This is a genomic window from Marinomonas sp. PE14-40, from assembly GCF_051623805.1.
Classification (GTDB): Bacteria; Pseudomonadota; Gammaproteobacteria; order Pseudomonadales; family Marinomonadaceae; genus Marinomonas.
Genome location: NZ_CP130700.1, coordinates 313,232 through 332,878 on the forward strand (window position 1 = coordinate 313,232; position 19,647 = coordinate 332,878).

General features: G+C 40.2%; 21 protein-coding genes. 14 read left to right on the forward strand and 7 right to left on the reverse strand.

Annotation, left to right across the window (positions count from 1 at the left end; all coding sequences use genetic code 11):
* The first annotated feature begins 38 nt into the window (after nt 1-38).
* Both lhgO and Q0A08_RS01340 read left to right on the forward strand, forming a co-directional pair.
* The gene (lhgO, locus tag Q0A08_RS01335; protein ID WP_438464342.1) at nt 39-1,298 is read left to right on the forward strand and encodes an L-2-hydroxyglutarate oxidase; all 1,260 of its coding nucleotides are present in this window, start codon (nt 39-41) and stop codon (nt 1,296-1,298) included.
* Between the two features lie 151 nt (nt 1,299-1,449).
* Entirely contained in the window at nt 1,450-2,016 is a 567-nt protein-coding gene (locus tag Q0A08_RS01340; protein ID WP_438464343.1) for a pesticin C-terminus-like muramidase, read from the forward strand.
* Nucleotides 2,017-2,029: 13 nt separating this feature from the next.
* Here the strand turns inward: Q0A08_RS01340 and Q0A08_RS01345 are convergent, their stop codons facing one another.
* Nucleotides 2,030-2,764 (reverse strand): SGNH/GDSL hydrolase family protein, encoded by a 735-nt coding sequence (locus tag Q0A08_RS01345; protein WP_438464344.1) that lies wholly within the window; start codon nt 2,762-2,764, stop codon nt 2,030-2,032.
* 167 nt (nt 2,765-2,931) lie between these two features.
* On the opposite strand from Q0A08_RS01345, the gene Q0A08_RS01350 reads away from it, so the two are divergent.
* A complete protein-coding gene (locus Q0A08_RS01350) occupies nt 2,932-3,831 on the forward strand; it encodes a DNA ligase (RefSeq protein ID WP_438464345.1) in 900 nt (299 codons plus the stop codon).
* Between the two features lie 104 nt (nt 3,832-3,935).
* On the opposite strand, the gene Q0A08_RS01355 is transcribed toward Q0A08_RS01350, so the two are convergent.
* Complete coding sequence (locus Q0A08_RS01355) at nt 3,936-5,180, reverse strand: MDR family MFS transporter (RefSeq protein WP_438464346.1); 1,245 nt, start codon at nt 5,178-5,180, stop codon at nt 3,936-3,938.
* Between the two features lie 237 nt (nt 5,181-5,417).
* Entirely contained in the window at nt 5,418-6,788 is a 1,371-nt protein-coding gene (gorA, locus tag Q0A08_RS01360; RefSeq protein WP_438464347.1) for a glutathione-disulfide reductase, read from the reverse strand.
* Between the two features lie 314 nt (nt 6,789-7,102).
* On the opposite strand from gorA, the gene xthA reads away from it, so the two are divergent.
* Together xthA and Q0A08_RS01370 are read left to right on the forward strand one after the other, a co-directional pair.
* Nucleotides 7,103-7,924, forward strand: a complete 822-nt coding sequence (gene xthA / locus Q0A08_RS01365; protein ID WP_438464348.1) for an exodeoxyribonuclease III — start codon at nt 7,103-7,105, stop codon at nt 7,922-7,924.
* A gap of 166 nt (nt 7,925-8,090) precedes the next feature.
* The gene (locus Q0A08_RS01370) at nt 8,091-8,429 is read left to right on the forward strand and encodes an ArsR/SmtB family transcription factor (RefSeq protein WP_438464349.1); all 339 of its coding nucleotides are present in this window, start codon (nt 8,091-8,093) and stop codon (nt 8,427-8,429) included.
* 85 nt (nt 8,430-8,514) lie between these two features.
* Here Q0A08_RS01370 and Q0A08_RS01375 read toward each other — a convergent pair whose 3' ends face one another.
* From Q0A08_RS01375 to Q0A08_RS01385, 3 genes are all read right to left on the reverse strand, one after another.
* Complete coding sequence (locus tag Q0A08_RS01375; protein ID WP_438464350.1) at nt 8,515-9,348, reverse strand: MOSC domain-containing protein; 834 nt, start codon at nt 9,346-9,348, stop codon at nt 8,515-8,517.
* Nucleotides 9,349-9,461: 113 nt separating this feature from the next.
* The gene (locus tag Q0A08_RS01380; protein ID WP_438464351.1) at nt 9,462-9,974 is read right to left on the reverse strand and encodes a DUF6691 family protein; all 513 of its coding nucleotides are present in this window, start codon (nt 9,972-9,974) and stop codon (nt 9,462-9,464) included.
* A 1-nt stretch (nt 9,975) separates the two neighbouring features.
* Nucleotides 9,976-10,425, reverse strand: a complete 450-nt coding sequence (locus Q0A08_RS01385; protein ID WP_438464352.1) for a YeeE/YedE family protein — start codon at nt 10,423-10,425, stop codon at nt 9,976-9,978.
* A 189-nt stretch (nt 10,426-10,614) separates the two neighbouring features.
* Between Q0A08_RS01385 and Q0A08_RS01390 the strand changes: the two genes are divergently transcribed.
* Nucleotides 10,615-11,088, forward strand: coding sequence for a DUF6942 family protein (locus tag Q0A08_RS01390; RefSeq protein ID WP_438464353.1), 474 nt, complete (start codon nt 10,615-10,617; stop codon nt 11,086-11,088).
* Nucleotides 11,089-11,099: 11 nt separating this feature from the next.
* Nucleotides 11,100-11,549, forward strand: coding sequence for a TerB family tellurite resistance protein (locus tag Q0A08_RS01395; RefSeq protein ID WP_438464354.1), 450 nt, complete (start codon nt 11,100-11,102; stop codon nt 11,547-11,549).
* 133 nt (nt 11,550-11,682) lie between these two features.
* Here the strand turns inward: Q0A08_RS01395 and Q0A08_RS01400 are convergent, their stop codons facing one another.
* Entirely contained in the window at nt 11,683-12,267 is a 585-nt protein-coding gene (locus tag Q0A08_RS01400; RefSeq protein WP_046019125.1) for a superoxide dismutase, read from the reverse strand.
* 152 nt (nt 12,268-12,419) lie between these two features.
* Here Q0A08_RS01400 and Q0A08_RS01405 point away from each other — a divergent pair, with 152 nt between their 5' ends.
* From Q0A08_RS01405 to Q0A08_RS01435, 7 genes are all read left to right on the forward strand, one after another.
* Nucleotides 12,420-13,457 carry a hypothetical protein gene (locus Q0A08_RS01405; protein WP_438464355.1) on the forward strand — a complete coding sequence of 346 codons (1,038 nt, stop codon included), beginning with the start codon at nt 12,420-12,422 and terminating at the stop codon, nt 13,455-13,457.
* A gap of 171 nt (nt 13,458-13,628) precedes the next feature.
* Nucleotides 13,629-15,026: a prephenate-dependent tRNA uridine(34) hydroxylase TrhP gene (gene trhP, locus Q0A08_RS01410; RefSeq protein WP_438464356.1), complete on the forward strand. Its 1,398-nt coding sequence runs from the start codon at nt 13,629-13,631 to the stop codon at nt 15,024-15,026.
* 243 nt (nt 15,027-15,269) lie between these two features.
* Entirely contained in the window at nt 15,270-16,178 is a 909-nt protein-coding gene (gene cysD, locus Q0A08_RS01415) for a sulfate adenylyltransferase subunit CysD (RefSeq protein WP_438464357.1), read from the forward strand.
* A gap of 10 nt (nt 16,179-16,188) precedes the next feature.
* On the forward strand, nt 16,189-17,802 hold the full coding sequence (gene cysN / locus Q0A08_RS01420) for a sulfate adenylyltransferase subunit CysN (protein ID WP_438464358.1): 1,614 nt from the start codon (nt 16,189-16,191) through the stop codon (nt 17,800-17,802).
* A 139-nt stretch (nt 17,803-17,941) separates the two neighbouring features.
* Nucleotides 17,942-18,430 carry a WbuC family cupin fold metalloprotein gene (locus Q0A08_RS01425; RefSeq protein ID WP_438464359.1) on the forward strand — a complete coding sequence of 163 codons (489 nt, stop codon included), beginning with the start codon at nt 17,942-17,944 and terminating at the stop codon, nt 18,428-18,430.
* A gap of 75 nt (nt 18,431-18,505) precedes the next feature.
* Nucleotides 18,506-18,898: a nuclear transport factor 2 family protein gene (locus Q0A08_RS01430; protein ID WP_438464360.1), complete on the forward strand. Its 393-nt coding sequence runs from the start codon at nt 18,506-18,508 to the stop codon at nt 18,896-18,898.
* Nucleotides 18,899-19,006: 108 nt separating this feature from the next.
* Nucleotides 19,007-19,516 carry a GNAT family N-acetyltransferase gene (locus tag Q0A08_RS01435; protein ID WP_438464361.1) on the forward strand — a complete coding sequence of 170 codons (510 nt, stop codon included), beginning with the start codon at nt 19,007-19,009 and terminating at the stop codon, nt 19,514-19,516.
* Nucleotides 19,517-19,647: the final 131 nt, after the last annotated feature.

A 19,647-nucleotide genomic window follows, 5' to 3' on the forward strand; every position in this document is an offset into this window, starting at 1 on the left:
AAACCTAAAGATTTAAACTCAAGCATAGAGTAAATAATATGAGTCAAATTGAAACGCCAACCTATGATATTTGTATTCTAGGAGGAGGCATTGTCGGACTATCTACGGCTTGGCAGTTGCAACAAACTTATCCTGAGAAAAAAATCGCATTAATTGAAAAAGAAGCTGAGTTTGGTTTGCACCAAACAGGCCACAATAGTGGCGTGATTCATGCGGGTGTGTATTACCAGCCGGGTAGTTTAAAAGCACAATTTTGTAAGCAGGGCGCTGCTGCGACTAAAGCCTTTTGCGCCGAACATGATATTGATTTTGATGTGTGTGGCAAACTCTTAGTTGCCACTAATGCGTTAGAACTCTCACGATTAGAAGCGTTAAAACAACGCTGTGAAGAAAATGAGATTCCTATTCAATGGTTAGATGAATCAGAATTGAAGGTGGAAGAGCCTAATATCAAAGGGCTTGCCGCTATTTTGGTTAACGATACTGGGATAGTAAATTATCAAAAAATATGTGAAAAGTTGGCAAAACTCTTTTCTGAGTTAGGCGGTATCTTGATAACCTCTAGTGAAGTGATAGGGCTTAAAGAAACAGAGAATGCTGTGCATATCCAACTGGACCAATCTAGAGCTAAATCAACATCAGAAAATCGCTGGATTAGTAGTCAATTTTTAGTGGCTTGTACTGGGCTAATGGCCGACCGAACCACAAAAATGTTGGGCATTAAGACAGATTTTCAAATCATCCCTTTTAGGGGGGAATACTACCGCCTTAATAAAAAGCATGATCAGGTCGTAAAACATCTCATTTATCCAGTGCCAGATCCCGAGCTTCCCTTTTTAGGTGTACACCTGACTCGTATGATCGATGGCTCAGTCACTGTAGGACCAAATGCGGTACAAGGGTGGAAAAGAGAAGGTTATGGCAAGCTTAACTTTAGTTTGAAAGATGTTTGGCAAATGGTTCTATTTAAAGGTTTTTGGCGCTTGTTAGCTCAGCATTGGAAAACAGGGTTAAAAGAAACACGTAACTCATGGTTTAAGCAAGGTTACTTAAAAGAAGTTCAAAAGTATTGTGATCAGGTTAATCTAAAAGATCTGGAAGCTTACCCTGCAGGTATCAGGGCTCAAGCTGTGATGCAAGACGGTAGTTTGGTGCATGACTTCTTGTTTGCACAATCTAAGCGTTCCTTGCATGTCTGCAATGCACCATCTCCAGCAGCAACCTCTGCATTTCCGATAGGTAAGTACATTATTGAGAAACTAGAAGGTTTGGTCGAGGAAAATACGTTTAAAAGCTAGGGGGTTTAGCGTAAAGGGTATAGCAAAGTTATACCCTTTTATATCTCTTCAATTTGTAGATTTTTTAGCGTAATTTTTAATCGATTTTTCATATTATCCAATACTCTTGCCAAGTTAACGTTAGTTTCCATTTAATGCCAAGGAAACTATCATGTCTGATGCTGATTACTCTCAATCAAAAATCGATTTTACCTTTATTTCGAAGCTTGAAGGTTCAAGTAATAAGGGCTATGTACCTGATCCAAAAACAAGTAAATCAGGTGTCACCATAGGGTCTGGCTTTGATATTGGCCAGCGTACACAAGCAGAACTAAAGCAGGCTTTCACTGGTGACCTATGCAAAAAGCTACTGCCTTATGCTGATAAAATTAAACAAAATGCCTGTGATGTACTGGCAGAATATCCGCTTACGGTTACGACTGAAGAGGTGGACTGCATTAATGAGTTCAGTCATAAAAATGCACAGTTTAATTTAATTAAAGAGTGGCAAGCTGCTGATACTTATGCCGACTTCAATACGCTATCGACACAGTGTCAAACGGTTATTGCTTCTGTGTCGTTTCAATATGGCAGTCTTAGATTAAAAACCCCTAATTTTTGGCGTCAAGTAACGTCAGGGGATTGGCAAGCAGCATGCAAAAACTTGCGTAACTTTGGTGATAATTATCCAACTCGACGTAATAAAGAAGCGGACCTTCTAGAAACTTGGCTATCTTAGTAACCAAATTAATTTAGAGTTTTGGCTTTATTTTGAGTACTTCTAAAATATTGTGACTAATTTGTTCTGCCCAAATTTGGTAGCCAGCTTGATTGGGGTGGTAGCCGTCGATTGCCATCCACTCTGGCTTTATGGGCAAGCTAGCTTCGATAAAGTGCCAGTTTGATTTTTCACACATATCCCTAAGAAGCTGGTCTAATAGCTGGGATCTGAGACCTAAAAAACGGTTTAAAGGAAAGGGTAGAGCAGGGAACAGAGTCATATCAGGGACCTGAGTAAAGAATACCTGACTGTTATGTCCAGAGAATTGCTCGACACACTGTTTGATCTGAGCAGCCCAGCATTTAGCCGAGGTAAACTTAGTCGTATCATTCACCCCTATAGTAATTAATAAAACATCCGGATGATGGATCTGGCTTTCTTGTTGATTCAGTTGAGATAGGGTCGCACCATTTTCTGCCAATATGTGCCAGTTAATAGGATTTTTATTCGTCTGCTTCATCCTATTTACAATGGCCTTAGTTAAGCCGTGATCCAACTGGGAGACACCCACACCTGCTACAGTACTTTCACCTATATGCAACAAATTTAAGTTGGCATCAGGTGAGATAAATTGCTTACTTCCTTCTGCAACTGGCAATCTAAGTGTCTTAGACTTTACCTTAAAGGCCTGAAAAATAATGATGGGGAGAAGGGGGATAAAGCCAAATAAATTAATAAGATACTTAATCCTTGCTAACTTGCTCACTGTTATATCCTTATCGTGAATGTGTAAAAAAGCCTCTCTTCTTGATACTAAGCGTTTAACTCGACTTTTTTACTAATCGAATGATAAAACTCGTGTACACTTTCTTCGTCCGCCAGGAAGGCAGACATACTGTAGCTAATTTTTTAAGCCGATGACAAGGAGTCCTTATGTTGCTTAGATATCTCATTGATTTACCCTTCCCCCTTTTTAAACTCATAACTAGAGCCAAAACTGTCAGTGCAATCTTATGCTTAATCTTATTTTCTTCAGGTTTAAGAGCAGACTTGCCAGTACAATTAGTCAGTGTTTATCAATCTGACATTCAAGTAGACGATTACCTTGTCAGTGAAAAGTTTGATGGTGTGAGGGCAATCTGGCGAGAGGGTAAATTAGTTACTAAAAATGGCAACCCAATTCATGCGCCAACTTGGTTTCTTGAGGCTTTACCTGATGTTTGGCTAGATGGTGAGTTATGGTCAAAACGCCAAGACTTTGAATTTGCTGCTTCTACTGTACTGAGTAAAAAAATTAACCAAGAGGCATGGAAAAAAATTACTTATAACGTGTTTGATATGCCGGATTATCAACTGCCTTTTGAAGCAAGAGCCAAAGCATATACAACGTTGCTCAATGAGTTGAATGTCAACTTTATTAAGCCAATAAAACAAATCTCATTAAAAGGTAATGATGCCTTAAGCGACATGTTAAAGGACTACACAAAACGAGGGGCAGAAGGGCTGATTTTACATAGAAAGCAGGCTAGGTTTGCGTCTGGTCGTAGTGACAATGTACTTAAACTTAAGCCTTATCAAGAGTCCCAAGCGAGAGTGAAAGCCTACGTACCTGGTAATGGTAAATACCAAGGTCAAACAGGCGCATTAGAAGTTGTTTGGCGAGAAAACCATGATAGCCCAGTAATACGTTTTAAAATTGGGTCGGGCTTAAGTGATAAGGAGCGTCTTGCTCCACCTGCTATTGGTAGCCTAATTCGTTTTAAATATCATGGATTAACAAAAAACAAGATCCCGAGGTTCGCAAGTTATATTGGCTTAGCCAGACCTCAATGATAGGTGAGCCTATGAGCTTTCTTATTCAGCTCATAGGCATTTTTGAACACGTGCTAATCCGTAAAAAGCGCTAAGTGATGATTGCTTCTAAGAGGAACATGCTTCTAAGAAGGTCTAGTATGCGCCATTTTTTGTGCCTGATAATAGATGACAATAATGGCTAATACACACAAGAGGCAAATCACAAATAGGCTGACTTTAGCTTGTTGGCTCAATAACCACCCTCCTACTAAAGGGCCCGCTGCAAAGCCAATCGAATACAAAGAAGCCGCACCAAAATAGCTGCCTTTTAGGTGTGCAGGGGCAAGGCGGTCAATCTGTACACTCAAAGTTGGAAACGCAATTACTTCTCCAATACTTAAAAATAGTGTGCCAAGTACCCAACCATAGGCGTAGTCTTCGGGCGTAAAAATAAAGATTACCTGTGCCACCCCCATTAACCCCACTCCTAAACGGGTTCTGAAAAAGACATTTTTCTTTTCCAATAAGGCCAATAGGGGAAACTGAAGCAAAATCACAGTACAGGTATTAACGACCACAAGAATGCCAATCCATTTAACAGCATCTTCTAAGCCACTTCTGGCTAACACTTGAGGAATAGACGACTCAATATGGGAATAGACAAACATCAGTAGTATGTTTGCAATCAAGAGGCCCATAAAAAGCCTGTCATTGGCAATCACCATAAACACTTTACGAAAGCGTATGACAGATTCGTGGCTTGGGGGCAGGGTTACCTTACTAAAATGAAAGCCTAGCCCCAGCATAAGTGCGTAAACAAAGTAGGTCACACCCGTTACATAAAACAGAGTTTGAGGCTGTGATAGGGCTAAGCTGATGCCGAGAAGTGGGCCAATTGCACCGCCAGCATTGAGAATGAAATAGCGCATATTTAAGGCTAATTCCCTGTCTTTCTCAGAATCGAGATTATCACTGATTACAGCTTTGCCTGGCGCTTCAATTGTAGGTCGCATGAGGCCTGCAAATATCATTAAAGCAGCCAATTGCCAGAGTTCATTTGCACCACCTATGCCATAATAAATCAAACCCGCAAAAATACAGCCAATCAACATGATGAGCTTACGACCTAATTTGTCAGATAAGTAACCGACATAAAGACCAAATACAGAGGCTACCGCAGCAGACACAGCAAAGATCAAACCTATTTGAGCTTCGCTTGCATGATAATCATCGAACAGAACAACAATAAGAAAAGGCCAAGCCATAAAGTAGCTAGTACGGGCTAAAAAAGTACCGAATAGAATGAGCCAAACAATGGTAGGAAAGCGCTTTATGCGTTCGAGTTTAAACAGTGAGTCTGATGTTTTAGTTTGTGAGCTTATGGTCATACTTGTATAAAAATACAAACATCAAAGCATAGGGAAAGCGTTTATATTCATCCTTTATGTTGATACGAGAAAGTCTCGATTGCCGATAGTTGACAGGGTCTAGTCCGTTAAGCTTAAAGAGTGTCGAAGGGGTCTTAAGCTGAATAATGAGGAACAAGATTAGCTTAGATAAAAGCTTGAATCCAGAGGAAATAATCAGAGCAGGAATAAAGTGCCTGCTCTGATTAAATTGTTTGACTAGCGTTTTTTTAGAGAACCTTCAGAAAAGGTAACAAACTCTTCAGCAGTCGAAGGGTGTACTCCAACGGTTGCATCGAAGTCAGCTTTGGTAGCGCCTGCTTTAATCGCAATGCCTAAACCTTGAATAATTTCACCTGCATAGTCACCAACCATATGACAACCAATGACCTTATCATTACTGTTGTCTACTAAAAGCTTGGTTAAGCAGCGTGCATCGGAGCCACTTAAAGTATGCTTCATGGCTCTAAAGTCACCTTGGTAAACTCTAAAGTCCATACCACGGGCCTCAGCTTCCTGTTCACTTAAACCAACGGTACCAATAGGTGGCTGGCTGAATACAGCAGTAGGGATATTGTCATAGTCATAATCTTTGCTTGCCCCTTCAAACCAATATTGGATAAGCGCCATGGCTTCACCAATGGCAACAGGAGTAAGCTGAACGCGGTTTATCACATCACCCAAAGCGAATACATTTGCAGTCGATGTTTCAAAGTTTTTATTAACCTTGATTGCGCCTTTATCTAGCTCAATACCCGCAGCGTCTAAATTTAAGCCGTCGATGTAAGGTACACGACCTGTAGCGTAAAGAATTAAATCAAAGCTTTCTTCACGACCGTCTTTAAAGGTAACGATACGAGCACCGTCAGCTTGGCTAGCATCAGCCAAACGCATACTTTGAATATCTGTATTTAATCTTAGATCAACACCAGATTTAACATACTCATTACTAGCAAAGTCACGTACATCTTGGTCAAAGCCTCTTAGGACTTGATCACCGCGATAAGCCAAGCTGGTATCAACACCAAAGCCATTTAGAATGCCTGCAAATTCTACTGCGATATAACCACCGCCAACGACTAGCGCTTTCTTAGGGAGTTTATCTAGGTAAAACATCTCGTTAGAACTAACAGCAAGTTCAGCACCATCAATGGCAGGAATATAAGGTTTAGCACCCACAGCCACCAGGATTTTCTCTGCGGTGTAAGTTTGGCCATCGACTTCGACTGTATGGGCATCAATGAATTTTGCATAACCATTGATAATCTCAACACCTGCTTTGGTTAGCATGTTTTGGTAAATGCCATTCAGTCTTTCTATTTCTTTGGTTTTATTATCTCTTAATGTTGGCCAATCAAATGTCGCTTCTTGCTTTGACCAACCAAAGCCTTCGGCTTCACTAAAGCCATGACCATATTCAGCGCCATATACAAATAGCTTTTTTGGGACACAACCTATATTAACGCACGTGCCACCTAGAGCACTGGCTTCAGCAACGGCGACTTTATAGCCTTTACCTGCTGCGATACGGCTCGCTCTGACACCACCTGACCCTGCACCTATGACAAACAAGTCATACTGATAAGACATAATGTTAACTCCATGAAATTGCAGAAATTTAATTTTAAAATGATTCTAACAGTGGACTCTAATCTATGCCAAAAGAATCGAACTATTAAAGTGATAGGGATTGCCTTAAGTTCCTTCAATGGTTTTTATTATCAAGCACAAAATGCGGCCTAGTTTGATACTTTTCCCTCCAGCCTGAATAGTCAGACTGAGGAAAGATGATTTAATTCCAAGCATCTTAATAAAGCTGATAATTTTATTTTAAGCTATGGTCTTTGCTGTTACTCGCCTGCTAAGCTGGGTATCATGAACACAACCCAATACTAGGATTTTTTATGAAAATTGTTTCTTTTAACATCAACGGCTTAAGAGCGCGCCCCCATCAAATTGAAGAGCTGGTAAAGAGCCAATCTCCCGATATTATTGGCCTTCAAGAAATCAAAGTTCACGATGAAGTTTTCCCACATGAAATTCCGCAAAGCATTGGTTATCACGCCTATTATTATGGTCAAAAGTCTCACTATGGAGTGGCAATCTTCTCTAAAGAAGAAGCGGTAAAAGTTGAATACGGCTTCCCAAATGACGAAGAGGATGCACAAAGACGCATGATTATCGCCACTTATAAAACAGATAAGGGCATGCTGAAAGTCATTAATGGTTACTTTCCTCAAGGGGAAAACATAGAGCACGAGACTAAATTTCCTGCAAAACAAAAGTTCTATGCTGACCTCATGGACTACCTAGAAAACCACATTGGTGATGAGGAAGTGATTGTCATGGGTGACATTAATATCTCGCCAACAGATTTAGATATAGGTATCGGGCCACAAAATGCAAAACGTTGGTTGAAAACCGGTAAATGTAGTTTCCAACCCATTGAGCGCGAATGGTATGCAAAACTTGAAGATTGGGGTTTAACGGATACTTACCGTCATTTGAACCCTGGTAAAACAGACAGATACTCTTGGTTTGATTATCGCTCTAAAGGGTTCGATGATGAGCCAAAACGTGGCTTGAGAATCGACGTAATTATGGCAACAAAAACGCTTTTAACTAGCTTAAAAGATGCGGATGTTAACTATGATTTAAGAGGTATGGAGAAGCCTTCTGACCATGCACCAATCTGGACGGACTTCGATATCGAGGTTTTAACCTAAGAAAAACTTTACACTAAAATTAAACCCATCTAGTTGATCTTGTTGAATAAAATTTTCTATGTGGGTTTATATTCTTGAGTGTAAGGACAGTGTAAAAGTACCTAGCCAAGCACTTTAGCCGCGTGTAACATGGTGGTTACAAAAAGTAACGGGTTAGAGAGTGGTTATGCTAGCGAGTAATATATTTTTTCCTGAACTCTTAGCGCATACAGGTCAGGCTGCAAGCCTACTTAAAGCTATCAGTAACGAACATAGGCTGATGATTTTATGTACTTTACAGTCAGGTGAATTGTCTGTTGGAGCATTGAATAAAAGTGTTAGCTTAAGTCAGTCTGCTTTGTCTCAGCATTTAGCCGTACTTCGTAAAGATAATTTGGTTGCAACAAGAAGGGATTCTCAAACAATCTATTATACGATTGCGGATCAGAGGGTGATGGTACTGATGCAAACATTGCAAACTATGTTTAGTCAGCCTGAAGAAACTAGAGAAATGGAACTATCTTAACTTAATATTTTAAGTTTTTGTTTTCATTAGGATTAACTTAAGTGTTACTTAAAAAGTATAAGTAACACTTAAGCTATTACCTTCCTTAAAGCGTGTTATAAACTTCTGCTTCTCGGTATTCTAATACCTCTAAAGTATCACCTGCTTTAATATTCCCTTCATTAATCGCTACGATATTCATACCAAAAGTTGGGCCTTTGTCTTTGCCTTCCTTCTTTAAAAAACGAAAGTTTTTAAGGCTCTTAAAGGGCTCGCCTTGGCTATTAAACTCACCTGTTTCTGGGTCTACTGTTGTGAGCGTACAACGGACACAAGGCTTCACCGTTTCAAAAATGACATCCCCAATTTTAAATCTTGCCCAAGTGTCTTCGGCAAAGGCGTCACAATCATCAATAATCAGATTAGCTCTAAACTGAGTGATGCTCACTTTTTCTGGGCAAACTGCTTGTAATGCTTCTAAAGAGGCTTTTGAGGTAATTAAGAAAGGATAACCATCAGCAAAGGCAACAGGTTTGTCTGGGCGCTTGCCTGTCACTCTTTCAGATTGCTCACCGAAATACACTAGTTCAACCTCTTTACCAATAACTTGGCTAAACCAGTCATTATACTGTTGGCCACAGATTTGAGCTGAAACCTGTGTTCCCCAAATTTTGACTGACTTATAATCCGCACTATAAGTGCTTTGCTCTAGCGTAACTTTTTTGTCTTGATAACTAAGGGAAAGTAACCCTTGGGCATCATAATGAGCGTGAATTTGAGTCAATATAGGGTACTTTCTAGCAGTCACAAAGTTGCCATTGGCTAGGACTAACATATAACGTCGATCATCGAATAAGCCGCTTTGTTTCACTTGGCTAGTCTCTAGCGAGATGCCGGCTATAGATTTAACTGGGTAGATATGAATCGAGTCGAGTTTCATTTGTTAAGTTCCATCAATCAAAAATGCGAAAGTCCCAATGATTCAAATTAATTTATCAGTAATTTAAATCAAACTAGTAGAATAGGGATGGTAAGAAAAATAAAGGATTGCTGCTAGGTTTTTCTCATTGTTGATACTGTTTGGAAGGCAAAACTGCCCACTAACATGGAAGAAAGAAAATACACACCTTCCATTGGATTGTTCACCAAAGCCGTTAAAGCGGGACCTGGACAGTAGCCAGCAAGGCCCCAACCAATACCAAAGAAGATAGCACCAAATATTAAAGGCTTATCTAGAGTGAGCTTGCTTGGCAGTCGCCAAATCGATGTAAATTTAGGTTTTGTCATCTTATTCTTAATGGCATAGGCCAAAACACCAACCAAAATTGCCGACACCATGACAAAAATAAGATCTGGATTCCAACTCGCATTTTTACTAAAAGGGCTATCTTGAGTAAAAATAGCGCTAACATCGAGAAAGCTTAATACCGCATTTGGGTTTGCCATCTCGGATATTGCAAGGCCAGCACCAAATAAAATGCCTATTATCAAGTGCATAAAAAGGTGGAATATAAGAGATGACTTGTCCTTATTAGAAACCATATTGCTATTAATATTGTTACTCATGTTAGGCCCCTAATTGAAAAAGTCGGCTAGACACATAAACCGTTATTATGGCGCTGATCATAAAGGTTACGGTTGCCATGATAGAGCGTAAAGATCCTCTTGAAGTGCCACATACCCCATGGCCACTAGTACAGCCATTACCCATTCGGGTGCCAAAGCCGACAATAAGGCCCGCAATAATGAGAAGAAGAGGGGAGCGATCACTTGGCATAACAAATTGAGGCTCAAAAAATACCCCGTAACTACTGCCTCCTATTAAGGTGCCAATTAAAATCATGCCGAGATAAAATTTATTAGAGCCTTGTTCTTTGCTTTTATTAGCTGTTTGTTTAAAAACAGTCTGATTGATTAAGCCACTAACACCTAATACACGGCCATATAAAAGTAAGTAAAGCAGTGCTGCCAAACCAATTAAAACGCCACCGATAACACCTGAATTAATAAATTGCATATTCTAATCCAATATAAGCTTATAATTTATTGCTATATTGTTTTATGAAACGACTTCACTGTCAAGTTTCACTCTAGTTGTTAACTTGTATCAATCAAGGAACTTTTGTGTAAATCAAAATGCTATTATAGCCATATCTTAAATCATGGTTTTTTTGCAGTATGATGTTTAAAGGAGAAAGGAAAAACAGTGTTTAGTTTAGGGTGTGCCTATGGGCTTGCAAAAACGGTGTTTATTCTACCAACGCCACCTAAAGGAGAGTATTTAGTCACACCGAATGGTCATTTAAATCAACCTTCTGTGACCGACATTATTGCTCAGGATGGAAATCATTGGCGCAAAATTCTCACAATTATGGCGAAGCTGACGGCAGCTAAAATGGATTGGCGGGAATACCGAGACACTAGATTGGTACAAGAAAGTGAGTGCATTTTATTTCAAATGCCAGAATATTTTGATCAGGATAAAATTTATTATGTTTGCGGTGGTCAAATGCAGTCTGCATTGAAAGAGATTAGAGACTTCACTCAAGTAGATGACAAAGGCCTTTTAAAAGTCGATCAAAACCTGATTCTCTGCCCTTATCCTGATTATCGACAATTTCCAAATAAATTGATTGATTTGAATTTAGCCTATTTAAATCAAGTCTTAGAAAATAAGTAAATGGAGAAAGCATGTTAGCTGCATTTAAAAAAATTATTGAACAATTTCAAGATCCAGAGGAAACGATAGAGCCCGTTTCCTATCAACAAGCCGTTGCTGCACTGCTAATTGAAGTGATGTTGGCAGATGAAAAAATAGAAGAGACTGAAAAGCAGCAGGTTTTAAAATTAATTGAGAAAGAAACAGGACTAGAGCAAGTTGAGCAGCTCTACCTTGACATGAAACAATCCGTTGAATCTGCAAATGATATGTTTCAATTTACCAATGCCATTAATGAACATGCCGGTAAGGATGAAAAAGAAGCCCTTGTAGGTGCTCTGTGGCGTGTTGCCTACGCTGATGGCGTGCTGGACGAGTACGAAGATTATCGTATCAGGCGTATCTGTGAACTCTTATATGTGCCTCATTCCGTTTTTATTCAAACTAAATTAGCAGCAAAAGCAGCGAAAGACGCATCATAAAAGTTGTGACTAACATTTGAGCATAAAAAAACGCGATTCAGACTGGGTTTGAATCGCGTTTTTATTTGTCTTAAATTGACTTAAGTGTTTCCACAAACCCTTAAGCCAAGACTTAAAACAAAACTAACTGATTTTATGCAGCAAAGTTAGCAGCAGCAAAATCCCAGTTAGCTAGCGCCCAGAAACCTTTTAGGTAATCAGGACGAACGTTACGGTAGTCGATGTAGTAAGCGTGTTCCCAAAGGTCAACAGTCAATAGTGCTGTGTAACCGTCAGTAGAAGGAGTGCCAGCATTGCTAGTGTTAACAATGTCTAATTCGCCTTCAGCTGTTTTTACCAACCAAGTCCAGCTAGAACCGAAGTTGTTAACTGCTTTGTCGTTGAATGCTGCTTGGAACTCTTCGAAAGAACCCCATTTAGCATTGATTGCGTCAGCTAGTGCGCCTGCTGGTTGACCGCCACCTTGTGGGCTTAGGCTGTTCCAGAAGAAAGTGTGGTTCCAGATTTGTGCTGCATTGTTGAATACAGGACCAGCTGGAGCTGATGCAATGATGTCTTCTAGGCTTTTGCCTTCAAACTCAGAACCAGGAACAAGACCATTTAATTTAACAACATAAGTGTTATGGTGTTTGCCGTGGTGGAAGTCCAATGTTTCCGCTGACATGTGAGGCTCTAGAGCATCTTTTGCGTATGGTAGAGCTGGTAATTCAAACGCCATTTCTTTTCTCCTGCGATTTCATATTGAAAAATGCTTGTTATCAAGCAGTTAATGGTGCATATATAATAGCACCGAAGAATTGAAGATAATATTCCTTCAATTTGTGTGGTTATCCTTTTTTTCATTCAAAACAAGGGCTCAGTAAGAATTCAATGCCAAGACAAGATGATGATGTAGAAATTCCAAGCCTTACCTTGGACCAAGATGAAGTCAGTGACCGTCGTACTAATCAATCCACAACGAAGAGACGACTGGCTCCCGCTTCGACTAAAGCTAAACCCTTAAATGAGGCAAAAGCACAACCCCAAGTGCAATATAAAAAGCCTAGTTTAATTGGGGTATACCTGCTGCTATTTTTATTTGTTGGTGCTGCTTGCGCTGCGGGTTTTTGGGTCTGGCAAGACAACCAAAGATTAAAATCCGAGCTCGCTGCTACTAATACTCAACTAACTAACTTAGATCATCAACTGTTAGCGGCAGATGTGTCTGCCAATGAACAAGACTTGACGGTTGCAGAGACGTTAAAGAATCACAACAGTGAGATCCGCAAACTATGGGGCGTGTCTTATGACACCAACCGTAAGGCAATTAAAGCCAATACAACAAATGTTACCAATATAGATAAAAAGCAATCTAATTTACGTGAATCCCTTGCAACGCAAGGTAAGCTTGTTGCTGTTCAAGGTGAAGCAGTAAATGACATTGAAGCAAATTACCATAAATTGTTAGGTAATTTGAATCAGGTCGAACAGGATAGCCAAACCCGTGCCTTTGAAATTGACGCCATGCGTGAAGAGCAAGATGTTACAGGGCAAACTTTATCTAAAATGGGTGATGAAACAGCAAGCTTGATTGTAAAAGTGGAACAACAAAATGGGCAAATTGATAATTTGCTGAATACCATTAAAACAATGCAAACTAACAATCAAAGTGTGTCTAATCAGGTTAAATCTTTGGCAGATACTTTAGCGAAGATTGAAGCAAGTATTAGTAAAATTGATGAAAAAGTAGAAGGTTTACGCAGTGCTAAACCGGATATGCCAGCAAACTTGAAAGCTCAACTGGATGACCATCAAGAAGCAATTAATGCAATTGATGCCTTTAGAATCCAAGTGAATGGCAAACTTAACCGAATCGATACCCAAGTTAATCAAATTATGTTGGAGCAACAATTGAGTGCAGAGCCATAATAGGTCAAAGCTTATAAGCTCAATTTATCTCATAATATGGAATTAATAATTTAAAAAATTTGATTCAAATCATAAAAAGGTCGACTAAGTCGGCCTTTTTTTTGTTTTTGCTTTTCCCCTTTAGTCACTCGATTAAAATGCGCCCATTTTTAAAATCGACGTGAATGACTTATGACAGAACTACTTTCTCCAGCGGGTACCCTAAAAAATATGCGTTACGCTTTTGCCTATGGCGCTGATGCCGTATACGCAGGCCAGCCTAGATATAGCCTAAGGGTGAGAAATAACGACTTTGACATGGCGAACCTCGCAACGGGTATAGAAGAAGCCCATGCCCAAGGTAAAAAACTGTATGTCGCCAGTAATATCGCCCCTCATAATGCCAAAATTAAAACCTATTTACGCGATATAGAACCGGTTATCGAAATGGGCCCTGATGCGCTAATTATGTCTGACCCTGGCATGATGATGCTGATTAAAGAAAAATGGCCTGATCAAGAGTTACACCTTTCTGTTCAAGCCAATGCCGTAAACTGGGCGACGGTTAAGTTTTGGCATGACTATGGCCTTAAACGTGTCATTTTATCCCGTGAATTGTCTTTGGATGAGATTGCAGAGATACGTGTAAAAGTACCTGATATGGAAATTGAAACCTTTGTTCATGGTTCTTTGTGTATCGCCTATTCTGGTCGTTGTCTATTGTCTGGTTACTTTAATCGACGTGATCCAAACCAAGGCTCATGCACCAATTCGTGCCGTTGGCAGTATGATGTTAAAGATGCCAAAGAAGAACTGTCCGGTGATATCGTGCCTGCTGACGGTAGTCATTTATACGAACAAGCTAAGAAAGAAGCACAAATGTTCGATCCATCAGGTTTTGACCAACTCGCATTGGGTGAAAATGATGATTTCAAAACCACTTTAGGCGAAGGTAAGCCCTACGATGATGTGGTGTTATTACGTGAGCAGGGTCGCGAAGGTGAGTACATGCCTGCGTTTGAAGATGAGCATGGCACCTACATCATGAACTCACGTGATCTTAGAGCCATTCAGCATGTGGAAAAATTGATTGAAATGGGTGTGCATTCATTAAAAATTGAAGGACGTACCAAATCTCATTTTTATGCAGCACGCACAGCTCAGCTTTATCGCCAAGCGATTGATGATGCAACCCATGGTCGTGCGTTTGATATGAGTCTTATGGATAGATTAGAAGGCTTAGCGAATAGAGGGTATACCGAAGGGTTTTACCGTCGCCATGTGCATGATAAGTATCAGAACTATCAACATGGCAATTCTCAATCCACTAAGCAGCAATTTGTGGCTGAGATGAAAGGCTGGCACAACGGCATGTTAACCTTGGATGTTAAAAACCGCTTTAAAGTGGGCGACAGTGTCGAACTGATCACACCAAAAGGCTCAAGAACTATATTCATTAATACCATGTTGAATAAAAAAGGCGAAAGCGTGAGTGTTGCGCCTGGCTCTGGTCATGTGGTGAGTATCCCGTGTGAGAGTGAGCCTGCTGATATTGAATACGGCTTAGTCATGCGTAACCTGCCAAATTAAACGTAAAAAGTTTCTTATTGGAATTGTTTGTCTTTAAAGTGAACTTCATAGGCTCAGCTTATGTAGTTCATTTTAAATATATATATGTATAAATGTTCTATAAAAACACCTGCTTATAACTTTTTTTGAAAATAGCTTGCCTGTATAGTATCCATCAAATGCCGAATCCATTCACTTTTAACGACTTTGAATTGTTAAAGATTTGAAGGGTTTAAAAGTCGGACACAACTGAGATAGGAAATTATGAACGAGGCGAGACTCACTCATTTAAAGCAGCTTGAAGCTGAAAGTATCCATATCATTCGTGAAGTGGCTGCTGAATTTGATAATCCTGTAATGCTGTATTCAGTAGGTAAAGACTCTGCTGTTATGTTGCATTTGGCCATGAAAGCCTTTTACCCAGGTAAACCACCTTTCCCACTAATGCACGTGGATACAGGTTGGAAGTTTAAAGAAATGATCAGCTTTCGTGATGAAATGGTGGCGAAATTAGGTCTTGAGCTTTTGGTTCATCAAAACCAAGAAGGTATTGATCAGGGTGTAGGTCCATTTACACATGGTAGTGCAAAACATACCGACGTGATGAAAACCCAAGGTTTGAAGCAAGCATTAGACAAATACGGCTTTGATGCTGCATTTGGTGGTGCGCGTCGTGATGAAGAGAAATCACGAGCAAAAGAACGTGTTTATTCGTTCCGTGATAAACAGCACCGTTGGGATCCAAAAAACCAACGTCCTGAATTATGGAACATCTATAACGGTAAAGTGAATAAAGGCGAAAGTATTCGAGTTTTCCCTCTATCTAACTGGACCGAGTTGGACATCTGGCAATATATCTACCTAGAAAGTATTCCAATTGTTCCTCTTTACTTCGCAAAACCACGTCCAGTGGTAGAGCGTGATGGCACTATGATCATGGTTGATGATGAGCGTATGCCATTAAAAGAGGGTGAAGTACCTGAAATGAAATCTGTACGTTTCCGTACCTTGGGTTGCTACCCATTGACCGGTGCTGTGGATTCTGAAGCGGCGACCTTGCCTGAAATTATTCAGGAAATGCTACTGACAAAAAGTTCAGAGCGCCAAGGGCGAGTAATCGACCATGACTCTTCAGGGTCAATGGAAGAGAAGAAAAAACAAGGTTATTTCTAGGAGTTAGATAATGTCGCACCAGTCAGAATTGATCAGCCAAGACATTCTTGGTTACTTAAAGCAGCACGAAGAAAAAGACATGCTGCGTTTGTTAACTTGCGGTAACGTTGATGATGGTAAAAGTACCCTTATCGGGCGTCTATTGCATGACTCAAAACTTATTTTTGAAGATCACCTAGAAGCCGTAAAACGTGACAGTAAAAAGTCAGGCACTCAAGGTGAAGAAGTTGATTTAGCGCTTTTGGTAGATGGCCTACAAGCTGAACGTGAACAGGGTATTACCATTGATGTTGCTTACCGCTATTTCTCAACAGAGAAGCGTAAGTTCATCATTGCTGACACACCAGGGCACGAACAATACACACGTAATATGGCAACAGGTGCGTCTACCTGTGATCTAGCGATTATCTTGATTGATGCGCGTTACGGTGTACAAACTCAGACTCGTCGTCACAGTTACATTGCGGCTTTGCTAGGGATTAAACACCTAGTGGTTGCCGTTAACAAGATGGACTTGGTTGACTTCTCAGAAGACAGATTCAACGAAATTAAATCGGAATACCTAGCCTTTACTGAGCAATTAGGTAACCGTGCCAGCGAAGATATTCGTTTTGTACCTTTATCTGCACTTCGTGGTGATAACGTTGTAAATGAATCAAGCAGCACACCTTGGTATACAGGTGGCGCTTTGATGAACATTCTTGAGAGTGTTCAGATTGATCGTGATGTTAAGAGCAATCACTTCCGTTTGCCTGTGCAATATGTAAACCGTCCTAACCTAGATTTTCGTGGTTTTGCCGGCACAATTGCAGCGGGTTCTGTGAAACCAGGTGATGACGTTATTGCTTTGCCATCAGGCAAAACCAGTAAAGTCGATGCGATTGTTACTTATGACGGCAATCTAGATGAAGCACGCGCTGGCGAAGCCGTGACTATCACACTAGAAGATGAAATCGATATCAGTCGTGGTGACATGCTTGCGCATGTAGGTTGTGAGCCTCTAATGGCAAGCACCTTAAGAGCGTCTATTGTATGGATGGCCGATCACCCACTAGTGCCTGGCAAGTTGTATGACTTTAAACTAGGTACACAAACGGTACCGGGTAAAGTGCACCACTTTAACCATAGAGTAGATGTAAATACTCTTGAGCACAGTGAAATCGAATCACTAGAGCTTAATGGCATCGGTGATTGTGTTATTCAGTTTGATGCACCCGTTGCTTTCGACCAATATCAAGATAGCCGTCTAACCGGTGCCTTGATTGTTATTGATCGTCTATCTAACGTCACCGTTGGTGCCGGCATGGTAGAAGAGAAAGTTGCTGACATAGATGAAGACTCAGATGTAACCGCAGAAGATAGAGCCGCTCGCTTAGGTCAAAAACCAGCCGTGATTGCTTTATCAGCGGAAGGTTTTGGTCAAGCTAAAACGCTTGAGCGTGCTTTGCTTCGTCAAGGTATTGTTGCAATCGCGAAAGCCGATGTAAGCCAAGCAGAAGCTGATCTCGTTCGTGCAACAGGGGTAACCTTGTTAACGAATGACGAGAGCCATGCTGACTCTGAAATCTTGGAGACAAAAGTCGAAGAGATTGTAGAACGCGTGATTGAAAGTGTTCGCTTGTAATACTGGTATGTGAATACATAGCATTGCTAAAAAATCCCAGCCAAGTGCTGGGATTTTTTTGGTCTAATGATTAAGATGGCAGCCGTAAGAGCGATTACCCTTCACAAAAAACGATTGAAACAGTAAAGCAGGAAGAAAAATGAAAAAGCTGGATGATGTGCTATTCCAAGAATTAATTGAAAAAGCCGAGCAAAGCGATCGTAAACGTTCACATCATTGTTTTCATACAGAACACTCAGATCCTGTACAGCGTATGTGCATAGGTTTGAAGAAAGGCACCTATGTTAGACCTCATTTTCATTCTCAAACGAATAAGTGGGAAATGCTACTTGTGTTAAAAGGAAGACTGGCATTAGTTATTTTCGATCAAGCGGGTAACGTTATTGAAAAGCTAAGTTTGAGTCCTAATCAGCCTATCATGGGAACAGAGTTTCCTGAAAACACCTGGCACAGTATTTACCCAGAAACAGAAGACGTCATTATTCTAGAGTTAAAACCCGGCCCATTTACGCCTGCTACTGAATCAGACTTTGCTGCTTGGGCGCCGAAAGAAGGTGAGCAAGGTGTTAGCGAATTTATGGCTTGGTTAGAAAGTGCAAAACTAGGTCAGCATTATTTAGCGGATTAGTTACAAGTTTTCATTCAGTTTATTTCTGAGCTAGTCTTAGGCGTTATTAGTTTAAGGCTAGGGAAGGAAGTTTAGATGCAGAATGAAATGAAAAGAGATCTGATAGTTCGCTACTTACAAGCTTATAATTGTTTTGACTTGGATGGCATGGTGCAAACTTTGTCGACAGGGATAGAAATTGAAAATATCCGCAAAGGCCACATAGAATCCAAAACTAAGGGGATAGAGGCTTTTAGTGAGCTAGTGAGTAAAGCGGCGCTTGTTTATAGCGAGAGAAGCCAAACCATTCTTGAACTGGAAGAGATAGGCGACATGATTTGTATTAATGTTGAGTACAAAGCTACCTTAGCCGCTGATCTTTTTATGAATAATGCGGATCTAAAAAAAGGAGAAACAGTCGTATTTAATAGTCGTTGTGAATTCTTTTTCGAAGAAGACAAAATTTGTCGTATCCGAGATATTTGTTAGTCTTTTACGCTTTTACTGATAGTACTCATTTATTCAATGATCTAACTTCATACACTCTTTTACCAATGCAATATAGAATCTTTTCAAAAGCTTAAGAGGATGTTGTGCGTGATTTTAATTGATACCCCTAGACTTCAAATGCGAGAGTTTACACTGGCAGATAAAGAAGCGGTTTTAGACTTTGCTAGCTGTGAAAAAGTTACTCGTTACACAGGTTATGCTGGTATGGTGAAAAGCCTTGATGATGCAGCCATGGTTATCAGGGATATTTGGATGGTTGAGTATCAAAGGTATGGATACGGGCGATATGCGCTTATCCATAAAGAAGATCAAAAAGTCATCGGTTTTTGTGGGGTTAAGTTTGATAAAGGGCTGAATGCCCCAGATATAGGTTATCGATTACTACCTCAATATTGGGGGCAGGGGTTAGCAACAGAAGCTGTCACTAGCGCATTAAAGTATGCAAGGGAAGTTCTGGATTTAGATAAGATCATTGCCGTGGCAGTCGATGAGAATGTCGCTTCAAATAAAATACTGCATAAACTTGGGTTTAACAAAATCGACTCTTATATAGATGAAGGTTTTCGGCTTTATCGATATGAATCTCTCTCCAGTTAAATGATGTACCCTAATTGACTTTAAAGAGGCTAAGTCTAAATCCATTATCAAAAGGGGAAATTATGAGGCATTCCTTTATTAGAGTGTTCAAAATTAACTAAACACCTCACTCAAACTCGTTAACCTTATTC

What these genes read in the sequence shown, in the direction of transcription:
- lhgO (WP_438464342.1), top strand. Translation starts at nt 39, where the DNA reads ATGAGTCAAATTGAAACGCCAACCTATGATATTTGTATTCTAGGAGGA.
- Q0A08_RS01340 (WP_438464343.1), top strand. Translation starts at nt 1,450, where the DNA reads ATGTCTGATGCTGATTACTCTCAATCAAAAATCGATTTTACCTTTATT.
- Q0A08_RS01350 (WP_438464345.1), top strand. Translation starts at nt 2,932, where the DNA reads ATGTTGCTTAGATATCTCATTGATTTACCCTTCCCCCTTTTTAAACTC.
- Q0A08_RS01355 (WP_438464346.1), bottom strand. Translation starts at nt 5,180, where the DNA reads ATGACCATAAGCTCACAAACTAAAACATCAGACTCACTGTTTAAACTC.
- gorA (WP_438464347.1), bottom strand. Translation starts at nt 6,788, where the DNA reads ATGTCTTATCAGTATGACTTGTTTGTCATAGGTGCAGGGTCAGGTGGT.
- xthA (WP_438464348.1), top strand. Translation starts at nt 7,103, where the DNA reads ATGAAAATTGTTTCTTTTAACATCAACGGCTTAAGAGCGCGCCCCCAT.
- Q0A08_RS01370 (WP_438464349.1), top strand. Translation starts at nt 8,091, where the DNA reads ATGCTAGCGAGTAATATATTTTTTCCTGAACTCTTAGCGCATACAGGT.
- Q0A08_RS01375 (WP_438464350.1), bottom strand. Translation starts at nt 9,348, where the DNA reads ATGAAACTCGACTCGATTCATATCTACCCAGTTAAATCTATAGCCGGC.
- Q0A08_RS01380 (WP_438464351.1), bottom strand. Translation starts at nt 9,974, where the DNA reads ATGAGTAACAATATTAATAGCAATATGGTTTCTAATAAGGACAAGTCA.
- Q0A08_RS01385 (WP_438464352.1), bottom strand. Translation starts at nt 10,425, where the DNA reads ATGCAATTTATTAATTCAGGTGTTATCGGTGGCGTTTTAATTGGTTTG.
- Q0A08_RS01395 (WP_438464354.1), top strand. Translation starts at nt 11,100, where the DNA reads ATGTTAGCTGCATTTAAAAAAATTATTGAACAATTTCAAGATCCAGAG.
- Q0A08_RS01400 (WP_046019125.1), bottom strand. Translation starts at nt 12,267, where the DNA reads ATGGCGTTTGAATTACCAGCTCTACCATACGCAAAAGATGCTCTAGAG.
- Q0A08_RS01405 (WP_438464355.1), top strand. Translation starts at nt 12,420, where the DNA reads ATGCCAAGACAAGATGATGATGTAGAAATTCCAAGCCTTACCTTGGAC.
- trhP (WP_438464356.1), top strand. Translation starts at nt 13,629, where the DNA reads ATGACAGAACTACTTTCTCCAGCGGGTACCCTAAAAAATATGCGTTAC.
- cysD (WP_438464357.1), top strand. Translation starts at nt 15,270, where the DNA reads ATGAACGAGGCGAGACTCACTCATTTAAAGCAGCTTGAAGCTGAAAGT.
- cysN (WP_438464358.1), top strand. Translation starts at nt 16,189, where the DNA reads ATGTCGCACCAGTCAGAATTGATCAGCCAAGACATTCTTGGTTACTTA.
- Q0A08_RS01425 (WP_438464359.1), top strand. Translation starts at nt 17,942, where the DNA reads ATGAAAAAGCTGGATGATGTGCTATTCCAAGAATTAATTGAAAAAGCC.
- Q0A08_RS01430 (WP_438464360.1), top strand. Translation starts at nt 18,506, where the DNA reads ATGCAGAATGAAATGAAAAGAGATCTGATAGTTCGCTACTTACAAGCT.